This is a genomic window from uncultured Veillonella sp. (genome assembly GCF_934190855.1).
Taxonomy (GTDB): domain Bacteria; phylum Bacillota; class Negativicutes; order Veillonellales; family Veillonellaceae; genus Veillonella.
The window spans coordinates 1-2,833 of sequence record NZ_CAKPTN010000195.1 but is presented as its reverse complement, the minus strand read 5'-3'; the positions used below and the strand labels follow the sequence as shown (position 1 = coordinate 2,833).

3 protein-coding genes are annotated in these 2,833 nt (G+C 38.2%); all 3 read left to right on the top strand.

Annotated features, from left to right (window positions below):
- Window positions 1–183 precede the first annotated feature (183 nt).
- Entirely contained in the window at window positions 184–843 is a 660-nt protein-coding gene (locus Q0F90_RS08630) for a TerC family protein (protein WP_129822919.1), read from the top strand.
- Window positions 844–989: 146 nt separating this feature from the next.
- The gene (locus Q0F90_RS08625) at window positions 990–1,658 is read left to right on the top strand and encodes a TerC family protein (RefSeq protein WP_005386950.1); all 669 of its coding nucleotides are present in this window, start codon (window positions 990–992) and stop codon (window positions 1,656–1,658) included.
- Window positions 1,658–2,833: 23S rRNA (uracil(1939)-C(5))-methyltransferase RlmD (gene rlmD / locus Q0F90_RS08620; RefSeq protein WP_296004784.1), on the top strand; the 1,176-nt coding region annotated here is incomplete at its 3' end. The genes Q0F90_RS08625 and rlmD, both read left to right, overlap by 1 nt.

The following is a 2,833-nucleotide window of genomic DNA, read 5'->3' as shown; positions in this document are numbered from 1 at the left end:
ATTATGAATCTATAATTAATGATTTTTTATATCCTAGAACTTCCATTTGTAGTGTTATGCTTCTCATATTAATATGAATGGAGTATGCTAAAAATGAATATATATTTTACAAATTGAATTTTACACTACTGAACTATATCGATTATAATATATATACTATAGTTATATTCTAAGGAGGATACATTGGACATCTTATCTGTACAAGGTTTATTAGCGATGCTTCAGATCATCGTTATCGACATCTTACTTGCTGGTGACAATGCCATTGTAATTGGTATGGCAGCTCGTAACTTGCCAGCACATTTACAGAAGAAAGCTATCTTCTGGGGCACAGCCGGTGCCATTATTTTACGCCTTGTTATGGCATTCCTATTTGTAGAGGCATTGAACAATATTCCTGCACTTCGTTTAATAGGTGGTATCCTCCTCTTATGGATTGGATACAAGCTGGTTGCTGATGATGAAAGCGAGCATAATATCGAAGCTAAGGATAATTTACGCGCAGCCATTACAACTATTGTTATTGCTGACGGCATCATGGGTATCGATAATGTTATCGGTGTAGTTGGTGCTGCAGGTGGTCATATGACAATGGTAGCTATTGGTATGCTCATAACTGTACCAATCATCATTTATGGCAGTACTTTATTTGTGAAAGTCATCGAACGCTTCCCAATTATCCTATACGTTGGCGGCGGTATCCTTGGCTGGGTAGGTGCTGGTATGGCAGTAGAGGATACATTGATTGCTCATAGTGTTGAACCATATGCACTATTCATCAAAATTGCTGCAGTAATACTCGTAGTAGGGGCATCTTTGGTAGCTAAAAAGCTCAAAAAATAATAGAATATATCTCTTCTCCTAATCATAGGAGGAGAGATTTTTTTATGTAAACTCATACCTCTCTTTGTTGGTGAGAAAATAGAAAAATTATGGTATAGGTAAGGTATAGTTATTGAATTAGTAGACTGAATTGAGGTACGTACAGAATGGAATTTTTAGAAGTTGCCACGTGGGTAACCATTGGTAAGATTATTTTAATTGATATTTTGCTGGCTGGTGATAATGCTGTAGTAATTGGTATGGCAGCAGGTAAGCTAGCTCCAGAACTACAAAAGAAAGCCGTGATTTGGGGTACAGTAGGTGCCATTGTAATGCGCCTTGTATTTGCTACTCTTTTAGTAGAGGCTCTTACTTTAATTCCTCTTATTCACTTAGGTGGTGGCCTTGTACTTGTATGGATTGCCATTCAATTATTAAAAGGTGGCGATGAAGATGCACATATCGAAGCTAAGAATTCATTAATGGGTGCCATTTGGACGATTATTGTAGCTGACGCTATGATGAGTATTGATAATGTCATCGGTGTAGTAGGGGCTGCTAGAGGTCATTTAGAGCTTGTTATTGCAGGTATGTTAATTACTGTTCCAATTATCGTATTTTGCTCTACATTATTTGCTCGTATCATCAATAAATTCCCTGCCATTCTTTGGGCTGGTGGTGCACTCCTTGGCTGGGTTGCAGGCGAAATGATTGTGGAAGATCCACTTCTTATGCCATATATTCAAGGTGAAGAATTACTCGTTAAATTCGGCACTGTATTCTTCGTTCTTATTGTGACAGGTATGATTAAAATTTGGAAGAAAAGAGACGCGTAATGAACGGTACTAATCGTACATCTCGTAAAAAACAATCTAAACAACATAGAAGAAGTAATCGCTCTAATTCACAGCAAGCTATAAACGGCCAATTATCTAAAAAACAACAGGCTATTTTAAATGCGCCTGTTAAGTTTGGTGATGAAGTATTGGTAACTATTCATGGCATCGGTAGCAGCGGTGAAGGGGTAGGTCGTGTAGATGACTTTACTGTATTTGTGCCTTTTGCCTTACCTGGAGAAACTGTGAAAGTAGCTATTGATATGGTTAAAAAAACCTATGCTACAGGGCGCCTCTTAGAAATTATTACGATGGCTCCCAATCGTATCGATGCAAGTTGTGATCTTTATGGATTCTGTGGAGGTTGCCAACTACAGCACATTACCTATGAAGGACAGCTTTCACTAAAAACACAAAAGGTAAAGGACGTTATCGAGCGTATTGGTCATCAAAATCCAGACCTTGTTAAGCCTACATTAGGACCTAAAGAACCATGGGCATATCGCAATAAGATGCAAATGCCTGTAGGCGGTACTAAAGGCGATATTCAAATGGGATTCTATGCGATGGGATCTCACGATATCGTACAAGGTACAAACTGTCCTATTCAAGATGAAGGGAATAATATCATTGCTCAAGCGTGTTACCAAATCGCTAAAGAATTTGATATTGAACCGTATGATGAACATACCGGCAAAGGTATACTACGCCATGTAATCGGTCGTATTGGACAATCTGGATGGATGATTATCCTTGTAACTGCTACAGATTACTTACCACACCAAGAAAAGTGGGTAGATAAATTAACAGAACGAATTCCTCAAGTAGAAACTATTGTTCATAACGTAAATGGTAAGCGAACTAATGTTATATTAGGACCTAAAAATAATATTCTCTATGGGGATGGGACGATTACAGATCACATTAAGGATTTAAGGTTTACCTTATCTCCACACTCCTTCTTCCAAGTGAATCCAGAACAAACTACAGTACTGTATGACCAAGCATTAGCTTATGCGGACCTTAAAGGGGATGAAACAGTTATTGATGCGTACTGTGGTACGGGGACCATTTCATTGTTTTTGGCCCATAAAGCTAAACATGTAATAGGTATTGAAATCGTAGAACCCGCCATTATCAATGCTCGTGAAAATGCGAAACGCAATGGCTATGAT

What these genes read in the sequence shown, in the direction of transcription:
- Q0F90_RS08625 (WP_005386950.1), top strand. Translation starts at nt 990, where the DNA reads ATGGAATTTTTAGAAGTTGCCACGTGGGTAACCATTGGTAAGATTATT.